This window comes from Prolinoborus fasciculus, from assembly GCF_056724605.1.
In genome coordinates, this window is sequence record NZ_JBWZQN010000005.1 from 43,486 (window position 1) to 57,689 (window position 14,204).

The 14,204-nt window shown below is 43.5% G+C and carries 13 protein-coding genes; 9 read left to right on the top strand and 4 right to left on the bottom strand.

Annotated elements, in window-relative coordinates; translation table 11 throughout:
• Window positions 1-61 precede the first annotated feature (61 nt).
• Both AC1P5O_RS01910 and AC1P5O_RS01915 read right to left on the bottom strand, forming a co-directional pair.
• The gene (locus tag AC1P5O_RS01910) at window positions 62-949 is read right to left on the bottom strand and encodes a bile acid:sodium symporter family protein (protein WP_005263073.1); all 888 of its coding nucleotides are present in this window, start codon (window positions 947-949) and stop codon (window positions 62-64) included.
• Between the two features lie 144 nt (window positions 950-1,093).
• The gene (locus tag AC1P5O_RS01915) at window positions 1,094-1,588 is read right to left on the bottom strand and encodes a hypothetical protein (RefSeq protein WP_005263072.1); all 495 of its coding nucleotides are present in this window, start codon (window positions 1,586-1,588) and stop codon (window positions 1,094-1,096) included.
• A 254-nt stretch (window positions 1,589-1,842) separates the two neighbouring features.
• On the opposite strand from AC1P5O_RS01915, the gene mnmG reads away from it, so the two are divergent.
• From mnmG to AC1P5O_RS01930, 3 genes are all read left to right on the top strand, one after another.
• Window positions 1,843-3,723: a tRNA uridine-5-carboxymethylaminomethyl(34) synthesis enzyme MnmG gene (gene mnmG, locus AC1P5O_RS01920; protein ID WP_004279892.1), complete on the top strand. Its 1,881-nt coding sequence runs from the start codon at window positions 1,843-1,845 to the stop codon at window positions 3,721-3,723.
• 314 nt (window positions 3,724-4,037) lie between these two features.
• Window positions 4,038-5,243, top strand: a complete 1,206-nt coding sequence (mhpT, locus tag AC1P5O_RS01925) for a 3-(3-hydroxy-phenyl)propionate transporter MhpT (protein ID WP_005263070.1) — start codon at window positions 4,038-4,040, stop codon at window positions 5,241-5,243.
• Window positions 5,244-5,376: 133 nt separating this feature from the next.
• Window positions 5,377-5,703 (top strand): hypothetical protein, encoded by a 327-nt coding sequence (locus AC1P5O_RS01930; protein ID WP_005246639.1) that lies wholly within the window; start codon window positions 5,377-5,379, stop codon window positions 5,701-5,703.
• A 49-nt stretch (window positions 5,704-5,752) separates the two neighbouring features.
• Here AC1P5O_RS01930 and glnG read toward each other — a convergent pair whose 3' ends face one another.
• Both glnG and glnL read right to left on the bottom strand, forming a co-directional pair.
• Window positions 5,753-7,228: a nitrogen regulation protein NR(I) gene (glnG, locus tag AC1P5O_RS01935; protein WP_004279889.1), complete on the bottom strand. Its 1,476-nt coding sequence runs from the start codon at window positions 7,226-7,228 to the stop codon at window positions 5,753-5,755.
• The gene (gene glnL, locus AC1P5O_RS01940; protein ID WP_005107202.1) at window positions 7,215-8,324 is read right to left on the bottom strand and encodes a nitrogen regulation protein NR(II); all 1,110 of its coding nucleotides are present in this window, start codon (window positions 8,322-8,324) and stop codon (window positions 7,215-7,217) included. The genes glnG and glnL overlap by 14 nt, the downstream gene beginning before the upstream one ends.
• A 341-nt stretch (window positions 8,325-8,665) precedes the next feature.
• On the opposite strand from glnL, the gene rimO reads away from it, so the two are divergent.
• The 6 genes from rimO (at window position 8,666) to ispC (ending at window position 14,204) form a co-directional block, all read left to right on the top strand.
• Complete coding sequence (gene rimO, locus AC1P5O_RS01945) at window positions 8,666-10,009, top strand: 30S ribosomal protein S12 methylthiotransferase RimO (RefSeq protein ID WP_005263068.1); 1,344 nt, start codon at window positions 8,666-8,668, stop codon at window positions 10,007-10,009.
• Window positions 10,010-10,055: 46 nt separating this feature from the next.
• Complete coding sequence (gene pyrH, locus AC1P5O_RS01950; RefSeq protein ID WP_004279886.1) at window positions 10,056-10,784, top strand: UMP kinase; 729 nt, start codon at window positions 10,056-10,058, stop codon at window positions 10,782-10,784.
• 80 nt (window positions 10,785-10,864) lie between these two features.
• Complete coding sequence (gene frr, locus AC1P5O_RS01955; RefSeq protein ID WP_004279885.1) at window positions 10,865-11,419, top strand: ribosome recycling factor; 555 nt, start codon at window positions 10,865-10,867, stop codon at window positions 11,417-11,419.
• Window positions 11,420-11,426: 7 nt separating this feature from the next.
• On the top strand, window positions 11,427-12,179 hold the full coding sequence (uppS, locus tag AC1P5O_RS01960; protein ID WP_005263065.1) for a polyprenyl diphosphate synthase: 753 nt from the start codon (window positions 11,427-11,429) through the stop codon (window positions 12,177-12,179).
• Window positions 12,180-12,182: 3 nt separating this feature from the next.
• Window positions 12,183-13,007, top strand: a complete 825-nt coding sequence (locus AC1P5O_RS01965) for a phosphatidate cytidylyltransferase (RefSeq protein WP_004279883.1) — start codon at window positions 12,183-12,185, stop codon at window positions 13,005-13,007.
• Entirely contained in the window at window positions 13,008-14,204 is a 1,197-nt protein-coding gene (ispC, locus tag AC1P5O_RS01970; RefSeq protein ID WP_004279882.1) for a 1-deoxy-D-xylulose-5-phosphate reductoisomerase, read from the top strand.

A 14,204-nucleotide genomic window follows, 5' to 3' on the forward strand; every position in this document is an offset into this window, starting at 1 on the left:
TTAATACTTCTGATTTTCTTTAGAAAAGCATACAGCCTTATAGCAGAATCAGCCAAATAAATTACAAATCTGATAAACGACTTTTATTGCTATACACCACTTGCTGGCGACTAATCAGCACACCGAAAATAGTGGCGAAACTGTACATGAAAATTGTATAAATGCCTGCAGGAATAGCCATCGTGACATTATTTAAGACCGATATCGCAATGGTTAGGGCAATGGCTGTGTTATGAATGCCGATTTCAAAGGTACAAGCACGTGCCATTTTCTCTGGAATGCCCATGAGTAGAGGGATGCAATAGCCAATAAACAGGCTGGAAAAACATAAAATCGCAGTTGCTGTACCAATATTGGCAAAGTATTCGACCAAATTCGAACGTTCTCTGAAAATGGCGAATATGAATAGGATGGTTAGAAAACCGATAGAGAGTAAGCGCATGGGCCTGCTGACTGTAATCGACAGGTTTGGAAATTTGGCTCGAAGCAGCATACCCATGATCACGGGAATCAAGGTAATTAAAAAGACCTGCACAATCTTTTCAACTGGAAAAGTCACGTTTGAGTCATGACTCATAAAGTAGTGTAAGGACAGATTGATAATAAAGGGCAGAGTAAAAATAGAGATGATGGTATTAATGGCGGTTAGAGTAATATTCAGTGCTACATCACCTTTATATATGTAGCTAAACAGGTTTGCGGTTGGGCCACCAGGTGAGGCGGCTAGCAACATCAGACCTACAGCAAGCAAAGCGGGCAAGTCCAAAATCAGACAAATAAAAAAAGCAATACTGGGTAACAGCACTAACTGCGCAAATAAAGTAATAAAAATGACTTTAGGATAGCGACTTAAGCGCAGGAAATCTTTGATGGTGAGTTCTAGCCCCAGCCCCATCATCATGATTGCCAATGTAATTGGCAAAAAAACGCTAAAAAACCCCGAATCCATGAATTTGCCTTTTTATTATACATTTATAGATATATTTCGAGTTTAGCCTAGATGAATAAATAAGCAATAAAAAACGGGCAAAATGCAGTCACTTTGCCCGTCAAAGCTTTTACTTGAAATCTAAACTATTTAGATATATATCGGCTACATACCTGGCTGGCCTTGCATTGGTGAGTCAGGCTGTGCTGGCTGGTTCATCTGATGCTGCATTGGTTGATTTTGCATCGGTGGCTGCATAGGCTGACTTTGCATTTGCGGCTGCATTGGTTGGCTTTGCATCTGAGATTGTCCCTGAGGGCGTGGTGGCATAAAGCCTAATGCGCATTTACCTTTGACTTCGGTACCATTAATGGTGGCAGTGGTTGCACCACTGTTGCCGCTACAAGTACTCATGAGTTCGGCTTCATCGCCTTTGATTGAAGCGTTTTTGGATGAAGCGAAAAACTGCTGTTCACAGGTACCATTCCAGATAATGCCGCGATGGGCAAAACTGACTTGTGCACCTTGGGATTTGCCTTTACAAACCTGTTGGTACTTTTGTGCATTATAAATGGTTTCGACCTTATCATTCGCTGATGCAGCAAACGGCGCAAAACATAAACCACATAGAACGGTTGAGAGGAAAATATTCTTATTCATCTTTTATACCTTTGTTTGTAATGTAACCAACATATAGATTAAAAAATGCGCGAGATTAAACAATGCAAATCGAGTAAATTTCTCAGCTTATATGTTTAATTTATATAGTCCCTCTGCAAAGTTAAATTACAGTGCTTTAATGTTGTGCGAGTTAAGTGCGATTTATCTGAGGATAAATTCTACTGAATTTGTCTACTTTAGAGTGAAATTTGCTATAATGCTCAGCTATCCTTTTTTATCTCTCAATTACCACTATGCATTATCCTAAAGTATACGATGTTATTGTTATCGGTGGCGGTCACGCCGGTACGGAAGCGGCTCTGGCTGCAGCGCGTATGGGTCGACAGACTTTACTCTTAACTCATAACATTGAGACTTTAGGGCAGATGAGCTGTAACCCGGCCATCGGTGGTATTGGTAAATCGCATTTGGTGCGTGAAATTGATGCTTTGGGCGGTGCGATGGCACTGGCTGCCGATAAAGGCGGTATTCAATTCCGTATTTTGAACTCGCGTAAAGGTGCTGCAGTACGTGCAACACGTGCGCAGGCGGACCGTGTACGTTATAAAGCGGCTATTCGCGAAACATTAGAAAACCAAGCAAACCTTGATATTTTTCAGCAAGCCGCAGATGACCTGATTGTTGAAGGCGATACCGTTAAAGGTGTGGTTACCCAAATGGGTATCCGTTTTGATGCGAAAACTGTGGTGCTGACAGCAGGTACATTCTTAGGTGGTGTCATCCACGTTGGTCTGGAGAAATCTAGCGGTGGTCGTGCTGGTGATCCGCCATCTATTTCACTTGCACATCGTTTGCGTGAATTAAACTTGCCAGTAGGTCGTTTAAAAACAGGTACACCACCACGTATTGACGCGCGTTCAGTGGATTTCTCTGTGATGACACCACAGCCGGGTGATTTCCCATCTCCGACCATGTCATTCATGGGGGATGTGTCTATGCATCCTGAGCAGGTAAATTGCTATATCACGCATACCAATGAACGCACGCATGAAATCATTCGTGGCGGTTTAGACCGTTCACCGATGTACACGGGTGTGATCGAAGGTGTTGGACCACGTTATTGCCCATCGATTGAAGATAAGATTCACCGTTTTGCCGATAAAGATTCTCACCAAGTCTTCTTGGAGCCCGAAGGCTTGGATACACATGAGCTTTATCCAAATGGTATTTCGACTTCTTTACCGTTCGACGTTCAGTTTGAACTGGTTCGCTCGATCCGTGGTATGGAAAATGCGCACATTCTTCGTCCGGGCTATGCCATTGAATACGATTATTTCAACCCACAAGCGTTGAAATTTACCCTTGAAACCAAAGCAATTAATAACTTGTATTTCGCCGGTCAAATCAACGGCACAACCGGTTATGAAGAAGCGGGTGCGCAAGGTTTGCTTGCAGGCTTGAACGCTGCACGCCGTGCTTGGGATCAGGAGCAATGGACGCCAAAACGTGATGAAGCATACATGGGTGTTCTGGTTGATGACCTGATCACATTAGGTACCAAAGAACCATACCGTATGTTCACCTCACGTGCCGAATACCGTTTGATGCTGCGTGAAGATAACGCAGATCAGCGTTTAACAGCCATTGGTCGTGAAATGGGTCTGGTGGATGACGCGCGTTGGGCAGTGTACTGTGAGAAAATGGAAGCAGTGGAAAAAGAAACAGGCCGTTTGCAACACTTGTGGGCCGCACCAAATAACCCAATGGGTAAGAAATTCGTTGAGATGACCGGTGCAGACCTGTCTAAAGAATGTTCGGCGATTGATTTGTTGAAACGTCCAAACATTTCATTTGCTCAAATTGCAGAGTTAACCAATTCTGAAGTATCACCATTTGTCGGTGAGCAAATTGAAATTGCAGTGAAATATGCGGGTTATATTAATCGTCAGCATGAAGACGTCGCACAAATGAAACGTCTTGAAGAAACCCGTATTCCTGCGGATTTCGATTATGACATCGTGTCAGGTCTGTCCCGTGAAATTACCCTGAAACTGAAAGATGTTCGTCCTGAAACATTGGCGCAAGCCAGTCGTATTCCAGGTGTAACCCCTGCAGCAGTTCAACTGGTGATGATTACAATTCGTAAGAATGCACAAGCAAAGAAATCTGCTTAAGATTTTGCGCTAAAAAAGCCCGCATTAAGCGGGCTTTTTATCGGCTTGTAGTTTTGTATAAGTTTTGACTATCGTTGAATTAAAAATAACTACAATTAAATTAAGTATTTGATAAATATATATAATAAATATTATTAAGATGTGTTAAGTCTATAAATACAATCTTTTAGGTCTAATTTGGAGGGTATTTACACATGTTGATGTGCTTAAACCCGACTATTGTCGTGCTATTTCTCTATCAAGATTAGGTTAAGAATAATGCAACGGATCGTCACACTATCAAACGGTTTGTGAATTATTGATGGAGATCAGTCATGGCGCAGCCATATAGCGGAAAAGCCCAAAAAATATTAACCATATTCTTATGTTTTTGGGTCGCATTTTTTGAAGGTTTTGACTTTCAAGCTCCCGGGATTGCAGCGAAAGGAATTGCGGCAAGCTTTAGTTTAGATCAAATCCAAATGGGCTATGTATTTAGTCTGGGTGTCTTTGGAATGCTGTTTGGTGCATTCTTTGGCGGACGTATTGCAGATTATCTAGGACAAAAGAAAGTCCTGATGCTTTCTGTGACTATTTTTGGTCTGTTCATGTCGCTGACTGCAATTGCGCCCAGCATCGAAGTTTTATATGCAGCGCGTTTCTTTACTGGTCTGGGTTTAGGTGCGGCAATGCCAACCATGATTTCAGTCGTCGGTGATGAAGCAACCGAAGCCAACCGTGGCAAGCTAAATAGTCTGATGTATTGTGGTTTACCGGTAGGGGCGATCTTTGTTGCCGGTCTGGCCATGCTGCTTCCAGAGATTCAATGGCAAACCTTATTCCTGATTGGGGGATTAACACCTTTAGCACTGATTCCATTAATGGCGTTTATTCTTAAAGATAAGCCTAAAGTGAATGCGGAAGTACCGGTTTCTGGCGAAGCTGTGCCGGGAATGGCTGAGGTGTTGTTCAAGCAGCGACAGTATAAAAATACAGTGCCTCTTTGGGTTGGCTTCTTTTTTACCTTGATGATCAATTATATTTTGATTAGCTGGTTGCCAAATTTACTTATGGAACAAGGTTTGCAGAAACAGCAGGCATTTTTGGTGATGTTGGTGTTCCAGGTGGGCGCTGTCATTGGAACCCTGAGCCTAGGTTATTTACTGGATCGTTTAAAGCTTTGGCAAATGGCGACCATCATTTATAGTGGCTTGTTTGTTGCCTTGGTATTGTTATTCACCACAACTTCTATTCCGTTATTAATTTTGGCGGGAGTCATGGGTGGCATTTTCTCTACGGGTGGTCAATTTATTCTATATGGGATCTCACCGATTTTTTACTCAGGCGCAGGCAAAGTGACAGGCGTGGGCAGTGCGATCTCTTTAGGGCGTTTAGGGGCGATGACTGGACCATTATTAACTGGAAAAATTCTGGCATTAGGTTTGGGCACCACAGGTATTCTTGTGGCAAGTTTACCAGCAGTGGTCGTATCGGCAGTAGCCGTCACCGCACTATCACGTTATAAGGCTGCTCATAAGTAATTAATCATTGAGATCTATCAATACAAAAAGGGAATCTGAAGATTCCTTTTTTTATCGTCGAGACTTTTAATTGAATAAAGTCAGTCCATAAAATTTGCTAAAATATACGGATAGTAAACAGATTGATTTTTATATGGCTTATCAACTTATTCAACTCTCGATTCAGGCCACCGATAATATTGCCTGTCCGCATTGTCAGCACAACGTGATTGATTGGGCAGAAGAGCAATATGTGCAACCTTGTGAACATACCCTGTTTATTGCCATGGATATAGGCTTTGAATATATGACCGATGAATTCGAGCACAGCATGCCGCGTTCTGTAGATGATTTGCATGCCAATGATGATCAGGTGAATATGCTGGATGAAATCACCCAAGCGACTTATTCAAATTATCTGATCTATAAGTCTGATCTGGGCATAGATGGGTATTTCCGCTATGTGGGTTTTACTGCATAGATCATCATCAATAAAAAAGCGCCAATCGGCGCTTTTTTATATGGAAAGATTAACTTTCTATTTCTTCTTCGATTTCATCATCCGTAGTATCCATGCCCAATTCTTTAAGCTTGCGCGTTAAAGTATTGCGACCCCAACCTAGAAGCTCTGCGGCATGACGTTTACGGCCACGGGTTTGTTGCAAGGCTGCATTGATCAAGGTGCGTTCAAACATTGGCGTCGCAACATCCAGAAGTTTCATTTCACCATTTTTGAGTTTCTGCATCGCCCATTGACCCAGCAATTCATCCCAGTGATGCGGTGCGATCTGGTTTAGCGTTGGAATTGGCGCACCCGGATCCTGCTGATGAATTGGAATCTGTTTCAGCTCAGGTGGCAAGTCTTCAGGATAGACTTCACGACCTGTGATCATGACAGTCAGCCAGCGACAGGTATTTTCAAGTTGACGCACATTACCTTGCCATGGCAATTTCTGCATATATTCTTGGGTTTCAGGACGTAATATCTTTGGGTTGACCCCAAGTTCTTTACCGGCACGTGCCAGAAAATGCTGCGCCAGCATCGGAATATCTTCACTGCGATGTGCCAGTTTTGGAATATGAATACGAATTACATTCAGGCGGTGATATAAGTCTTCACGGAAACGACCATCATGGACCAGTTTTTCCAAATCCTGATGTGTTGCAGCCACGATACGCACATCGACCTTAACCGGAATATGACCGCCAACTCGGTAGAACTCTCCATCGGCTAGGACACGCAATAAACGGGTCTGGGTCTCAAATGGCATATCGCCAATTTCATCTAAAAACAGCGTACCGCCATTTGCCTGTTCAAAACGACCTTGGCGCTGGGTATTAGCACCGGTAAATGCACCTTTCTCATGGCCGAAAAGTTCAGTTTCGATCAGGTCTTTTGGAATCGCCGCCATATTGAGGGCAATAAAAGGTTTTGAGCTGCGTGGTGAATGACGATGCAGGGCATGCGCTACCAGTTCTTTACCTGTACCAGACTCACCATTAATCAACACGGTAATATGCGATTGTGATAAACGGCCAATGGCACGAAACACTTCCTGCATGGCAGGCGATTCACCAATAATTTCGGTAGATTGAATTGGTGGAGCCGCTTTTGCTGATTCTTGTTGCTGTAGCTTGGTGATATGTAAAATTGCACGATTTACCAGCGCCAGTGCTTCATCAATATCAAAAGGCTTAGGCAGATATTCAAAAGCACCAGTTTGATAGCTAGAAACAGCCGATTCTAAGTCTGAATGCGCCGTCATAATAATGACAGGTAGGTCAGGATAACTGTGTTTAACCTTGCCCAGGAAGGTAAGTCCATCAATACCCGGCATGCGGATATCGGTCAAAATCACATCGGGTGCTTCCAGACTCAGTTGGTCTAGTGCAGATTGTGCTTCTTCAAAACTGGTCACATCCAGACCTTCCTCTTTAAAGGTCTTTTCCAGTACCCAGCGCATGGCGCGATCGTCATCAATCACCCATATTTTATTTCGCGACATGATTCGACTCCCAAGGTAAATATAAGCTAAAGACGGTTTTTCCAGCCACGGACTGACACTCGATCATGCCGTTGTGCTGATGAATAATATTTTGAGCAATACTGAGGCCCAGTCCGGTACCTTTTGCGCGACTGGTGACCAGCGGATAAAACACCGATTCGATAATCTCTTCCGGCACACCTGGACCGTTGTCTTCAATATCAATCCTTACTACAGAGCGGTGAATCACCCCGTTAATGGTAAAGAGACGCTGAATCCGGGTTCTTAAAATCAGTTCCGGTTGATGTTCGACAAAGAACTCCTTGTTCTCGGTCATGGCCTGTACGGCATTGGCGCAAATATTCAAAATGACCTGAATCAATTGGTCGCGGTCTGCCAGAACTTCCGGTAAGGACAGGTCGTAATCCCGGGTAATCTTGATTTTCTTTTTGGTCTGATTGGCAATCAGTGAACGCACCCGTTCCAGAGGTTCATGCACATTGACCAGTTCATAGCTCGGAAGCTGGCGTGAACCGAGCATGGTATCGGCCAGATTTCTGAGTCGATCCACTTCGCTAATAATAATGTCGGTAAATTCTTTGTATTGTGGATCATTCAAACTGCGTGCCAGGAGTTGAGTCGCCCCGCGAATGCCACCCAAGGGATTCTTGATTTCATGCGCAACACCGCGAATCAGCTGACGCGCTACCTGATGCTGTTGCAGCAGATTTTCTTCACGAGAGATTTTTAACATGCGATCGCGAGGATTGAGTTCGATGAGCAGTAGCGGATGATAAGGTTTGCCCAGATTTAGCTGAGAAACAGTGTAGTCAACATGAATGTCTTTAAAGTTGACCAGAATAGTGGCTTCGCGGCGTGTATAAGGCTGTCCCGTAGTTAAAGTATTATTCAGGGCTTCTTCGGTATTAAACTCATCTGTCGGGTTTTGCAAAATATTGAGCACGGATGTGCCGCTCGCGCGGAATAAGCTCACATCAAATAAGGCTTCACAGGCAGAATTCAGATAATAAATATTAAGATCGCGGTCTATCAATAAGATACACGTGGTCATATTGTCCACTAAAGCACGATAGTCGATCGGAATAATTTGATCCATTCGCGGGTTTGTTCCTGTATTAAAATGGCGCAATGGCATCTTCATAAAGCAATTTAATCAATTTTAAGTTCTGATTTGATGCAAGATGCACGCCAACTTTTATGACGAGAGATTATTTATTGCGATGAAATGCAGAAATGTGACAGAGCAACACAATTCATCTTAGATATAGCGGATTAAATTGAGGCTGTAAATCTAAAATGATTCATTTTGGTGCATGAGTGGGTATGTTGAATATTTTATGGCAATATTTTAGTGCATGATGCAAAGAGTCAGGTTTTCAACTATTTTTATGATGCGAAAAGACATACAATACGCGCATTCTAGTAGAGCGAAAATTCATGAAGTCCCCCAAAGTCGGTTTTGTATCTTTAGGTTGTCCTAAGGCATTGGTAGATTCTGAACGTATTTTAACCCAGTTAAAGACTGAAGGTTATGACGTCGCTTCGGATTATGACGGTGCTGATTTAGTTGTAGTAAATACCTGTGGTTTCATTGAATCCGCAGTGCAAGAATCGCTCGATGCGATTGGTGAGGCGATGAGCGCGAATGGTCGCGTGATCGTAACAGGTTGTCTAGGTAAAGACGAAGACAAGATTCGCCAAATGCATCCCAATGTCCTGAAAGTGACAGGTGCAGCGGCATATAAAGAAGTTATGGATGCGGTTCATCAATACGTACCTGAGCCGCCAAAACACAATCCATTTATTGATCTGGTTCCAGAGCAAGGCATCCGCCTGACGCCAAAACACTATGCTTATCTGAAAATATCTGAAGGCTGCAACCATCGTTGTACCTTCTGTATTATTCCAAGCATGCGTGGCGATCTGGTTTCACGTCCAGTTGGTTCTGTGCTTGAAGAAGCTGCAGCGCTGAAACGTGCCGGTGTAAAAGAAGTACTCGTGATCTCCCAGGATACTTCTGCTTATGGCCTGGACACGAAATACAAGCTGGATTTCTGGAATGGTCAGCCGGTTAAAACCAAATTCTATGACATGTGTGAAGCATTGGGTCAGTTGGGAATCTGGGTACGTTTGCACTATGTTTACCCATATCCGCATGTAGATGCAGTAATTGACCTGATGGCACAAGGCAAAATCCTGCCTTATCTGGATATTCCATTCCAGCACGCGAGTCCAAAAATTCTCAAACTGATGAAACGACCTGCGCACAGTGAAAATACACTGGAGCGTTTGAAAATCTGGCGCGAGAAATGTCCTGATCTGGTGTTGCGTTCAACATTTGTGGTGGGCTTCCCGGGTGAAACTGAAGAAGACTTCCAGATGTTACTGGACTGGCTGAAAGAAGCCCAGCTGGATCGTGTGGGATGTTTTACCTATTCGCCAGTTGAAGGTGCGACAGCAAATGATTTGCCAGATCACGTTCCTGAAGAAATTAAACAAGAGCGTTATGAGCGTTTCATGCAGGTTCAGCAAGAAATCTCGGCAGCCAAACTCCAAAAACGTATCGGTCAGACCATGACTGTGCTGGTAGATGACCTGGAAGATGAATTCCCGGTAGCGGTTGCGCGTTCTTATGCAGATGCACCTGAAATTGATGGTAATGTTTTTGTTGAAGATATCGATAAAAGCGTCATCAAGGCGGGGGATTTACTTGAAGTCGAAATTACTGATGCAGATGAATACGATCTGTATGCAAAACTCATTTCAATCAAGTCTGCTTAAGATTTTGAATTAAAAAAATTTAAATTGAATACTTTGGAGTTTGATGATGTTGGATTCTAAAAAGCCACGCTTTGGTCGCATCCTGTTAAAGCTTTCTGGTGAAGCGCTGGCAGGCAATAAAGACATGGGGATCGATGCACAAGTGCTCGATCAGATGTCACTTTCTATTGCGCACCTCGTGGGTTTAGGCGTACAAGTAGGTATTGTTGTGGGTGGTGGTAACCTGTATCGCGGTAGCCAGCTACAAAAAGATGGTCTAGTTGGTCGTGTAACTGGCGACCAGATGGGTATGCTGGCAACAGTCATGAACGGTTTGGCACTTCGCGACGCTTTGGTGCGCCGTAATATTAAAACCCGTTTAATGTCTGCATTGCCAATTGGTGCCGTGGTTGAGTCTTACTCAAGCCGTGATGCAATCCGTCACCTGACTCAGGGTGAAGTGTGTGTATTCGTGGCAGGTACAGGTAATCCGTTCTTTACGACAGATACAGCTGCCTGTTTACGTGGTATTGAAATCGAATCAGACTTGATCTTGAAAGCGACCAAAGTTGATGGCGTATATAATAAAGATCCAAGCAAATATGATGATGCGGTTAAATATGACACATTGACTTTTGACCAAGTTCTGGACGAAAAGCTGGGTGTGATGGACTTAACTGCAATCTGTTTATGTCGTGATCACAATGTGCCGCTACAAGTATTCGATATGAATAAATCTGGCGCATTGCTTTCCGTTGTGATGGGTGAAAAAGAAGGGACTCACGTTACCAATTAATGACGTGAGCACCAAAGCACTTTATACTACACGCTAATTTAGTAATAACCTCTTTTCAAGAATTAAGTAAGGAAGATCATATGATTAACGATCTTAAAAAAGACAGCGAAGACCGTATGAACAAAACTCTAGAATCTCTAGAGCATGGTTTTGCAAAAGTTCGTACCGGTCGTGCGCATCCATCAATTTTAAATAACGTGATGGTTTCTTACTATGGTTCAGACGTTCCATTGAACCAGGTGGCAAACGTAGGTGTTGAAGATTCACGTACTTTGTTAATCCAGCCTTTCGAACGTTCAATGGTTTCTGCAATTGATAAAGCGATTCGTGAATCTGATTTGGGTCTGAACCCAATTACAGCAGATGCGATTCGTGTACCAATGGCTGCGTTGACTGAAGAAACGCGTCGTGACATGCAGAAAGTTGCGCGTAATGAAGCAGAAAATGCCAAAGTGGCGATCCGTAACATTCGCCGTGATGTATTGGGCGATATCAAGGCTTTGTTGAAAGAAAAAGAAATTTCTGAAGATGAAGAGCGTCGTGCTGCTGACGAAATCCAGAAAATTACCGACAAATTTGTTGCTGAAGTTGACAAGCGCTTGGCTGCGAAAGAAGCTGAATTGATGAAGGTCTAATTCATCGATGACCGTTGCTGAAGAAAATCCCCGTCTTCCGAAACATGTTGCCATCATCATGGATGGCAACAATCGTTTTGCCAAAAAAAATCAGATGCAAAAAGGTGATGGACACCGTGAAGGAAAAACGGTTCTGGATCCGATTGTTGAACACTGTAAAAAAAGAAATATCCAGGCTTTAACTGTATTTGCCTTTTCAAGTGAAAACTGGAATCGTCCACAGTTTGAAGTTGAATTGCTCATGAAATTGCTGGTTGATACCATTCATGAACAATTGCCCCGCATGGAAAAATTCAATATTGCCTTACGCTTTATCGGTGATCGCAGCCGTTTGTCCCCAGAATTACAGGGACTTATGTTGCATGCCGAACAAAGGACTGCTAATTTCAATAGTATGACACTCACTATTGCAATCAGTTATGGTGGTATGTGGGATATGGCACAAGCTGCACAGCGAATTGCTAGCGATGTTTTAACAAATAAATTAGATCTTGATGCAATTAATACTGATGTATTTGGTCAATATGTCAGCCTCGGTGATTTACCTGCAGTTGATCTGCTGATTCGTACGGGTGGAGATTTCCGTCTTTCGAATTTCCTGTTATGGCAGGCAGCCTATGCAGAGCTTTATTTCACTGAGACGCTATGGCCAGAATTTACCGTTGAAGAACTTGATGATGCACTTGCCGTATTTGGTGGGCGTGAACGTCGTTTTGGTAAAACATCAGAACAGATTCATCAGGAAAAACTTGAGAATTAATACATGTTTGAGCGGATTATAACCGCATTGGTGTTGGTAGCAGTTGTACTGAGCTGTATGTTTGCTACCGAATCACATTATCCAATGTTTGTATTGATGGTTCTTGCTGCTGGGGTGGCCGGCTATGAGTGGTTCAAACTCATGCCGCGAAAATTTAAACATGTCATCAAACCTGTTGCTTGGGGATATGGAGTGCTCACTGCGGCACTTTCAGCTTTGGCATTGTATTTTGCCGAAGTTGCCTTATTGTTATGGGTAGCTTCTATAATTACCTGGTTGCTCAGTATTTACTGGGTTAAAACCTATCCTGAATATGATGGCTGGTACAACGCCAGCCTGCACGGAATCGGCGTAGTTCTGATCTCTGCTGCGGTTACTGCAATTTTCTCTGTCTGGCAAAGTTCACCGTGGTGGCTGATGTACCTGTTTTTACTGGTATGGGGCGCAGATAGTGGTGCATATTTTGTGGGTCGTAAATTTGGCAAGAAAAAGCTGGCGCCGAATGTTAGTCCTAATAAATCCGTAGAAGGGCTGTATGGCGGTATCGTTACTTCAATGCTGATCGTGACGGCAGTTGCCTTGCTTTATCTGGATATGACTTGGCCAGAACTGATTTTATTTCTGATTCTATCTGTCGTTACAGTATTTAGTTCGGTACTGGGTGACCTGTTTGAATCCATGATCAAACGTCGTGCCGGTATTAAGGATTCAGGTCGAATTTTGCCAGGACATGGCGGAGTACTGGATCGTATTGATTCTTTGCTTGCTGCAGCTCCAATCTTTGCAGCAGGTATGGCTGTTTTAAAACTTATTGGTGTAGATTTATAAATGTCACAAGCAGTTTGTATACTGGGTGCTACAGGTTCCATTGGTCAAAGTACTTTAAAAATCTTGCAGCGACATCCTGAAGCATACTCGGTTTTTGCTGTGACCGCGCAAAGTCGTATTGATGAGCTGGTCGAAATTTGCCAGCAATACCGTCCTAAAGTGGCGGTGGTACCGGCTGAAAAAGTAGATGAACTTTCAAAACTACTTCAGCAACATCATTTATCTGATATTGAAATTCTGCAAGATGAAGCCGGTTTAATTGCTGTGGCTGAACACGCGGATGTTGATATCGTCATGGCGGCAATCGTTGGTGCAGCAGGCTTGTTGCCGACACTGGCTGCAGTGAAAGCGGGTAAGCGCGTACTGCTGGCCAATAAAGAAGCTTTGGTGATGTCAGGTGACATCATGATGCAGGCAGCGCGCGATCATGGGGCATTACTGCTTCCCGTGGATTCCGAACACAATGCGATTTTCCAATGTCTGCCACAGCATTATTTTGAAGCAGAGCGTCATGGCAAGCCCAAACTGGGTGTGTCCCAGATTCTACTGACCGCTTCAGGTGGCCCATTTCTGAACCACAGCATGCAGCAACTTGAAGAGGTCACACCTGCCCAAGCTTGCAAGCATCCTAACTGGTCCATGGGTCAAAAAATTTCAGTCGATTCTGCTACCTTAATGAATAAAGGTTTAGAATTGATCGAAGCCTGTCATTTGTTTGCAGTTCAAGAACAATTTGTTACAGTTGTTGTGCATCCACAGAGTATTATTCACTCCATGGTTCAATACGTTGATGGTTCGACTTTGGCACAAATGGGTAATCCGGATATGGGCACGCCTATTGCACATGCATTGGCATGGCCTGAGCGTATCAGTACGCATGTGGCACCACTGGATCTGTTTATGCATTCACAACTTAATTTTCAAGAACCGGACATGCTCCGTTTCCCTGCATTAAAATTGGCCCGTCAGGCCATGCAGAGTGGCGGAATTGCACCTACGATTTTAAATGCGGCCAATGAAATTGCAGTTGCTGCATTTTTAAATCAACAGATCAGATTTACCCAAATTCCTCAGGTAGCTGAGCACGTCCTGAATCAGATGGACAATCAACCTGCACATGATCTGGAGGCTATCTTGCAAGCAGATCAAATGGCACGAGGTTTATCACAGCAATACGTTGTGAATAAAGGAAGTTAA